We start from the raw sequence: 796 nt of genomic DNA on the forward strand, positions 1-796 counted from the left end.
CGGGGACCGGGATGTTTCGCCAACGGCCAACGTGAGGCGACGCGAGCCTCCATCATGCGCGGCGATGTTCACGATGTCGTCGTTGCTGAACCCGGCGTCGATGAGAGCCTGACGATGGGTGAGGACCGCCTGCAGCGCCTGCGCGCCTCCGTTATTGGCGGCGATCTTCACGATGTCGGCGCGCTGCAGATGGTCAGTTAGCTCGTGGGCGTGCTCCGCAATATAAAGTAGCGTCTGCCGTCCACCGTGCGTACGTTCAATTCGTGTCTGCTCGGCGTCGGTCAGTTCGAGCGGATTGGTTGTATGAGGCACAGACAGCCGGAGGGGATAGGGCACGGCTCGGCGGTTGGAAAGATGGATATCGGAACGCAAAACCCGACGCTGCGAAGAATTGCCTTGGGAATGACCGGAACGTGTGGAGTCCTGCCCGGGTGGCGGAGCCAGCAACTCGGATGTGATGGCCGTGGTATCGGCCGGGATCGGCACATCTAAAAGTGCCTGGAGATGATCGAAGCTCAGAAACCCGGATGGCGTGGCGGGACTGGACACAGAGTTCCCGAGCTGAACCATGGGGACGTAAGCGCTGGCGACGGAATGCGGAAAGGTGTCATTGCCGGCGTTCAGCTGAAGTGAACGGGATGTCCCATTCGTTACCGGAATACCGGTACTGTCCGCTGGATCCGAACGATTCGAGGGCATATCGGATTCAGCCGCCATGATGTCGGCCGGGACCGGCGCATCCACCTGGATCTGATCGATGCCCGGGGACCGGGATGTTTCGCCCACGGCCAACGCG

Annotated in this window: 1 protein-coding gene; it reads right to left on the reverse strand. The window is 61.4% G+C overall.

Annotation, left to right across the window (positions count from 1 at the left end; translation table 11 throughout):
- On the reverse strand, nucleotides 1-796 hold a 796-nt coding region (locus DID99_RS36760; RefSeq protein WP_185733889.1), incomplete at both ends, for a TAL effector repeat-containing protein.

The sequence above is a fragment of the Burkholderia sp. Bp8986 genome, from assembly GCF_003854225.1.
In the GTDB taxonomy this organism is placed as follows: Bacteria; Pseudomonadota; Gammaproteobacteria; order Burkholderiales; family Burkholderiaceae; genus Burkholderia.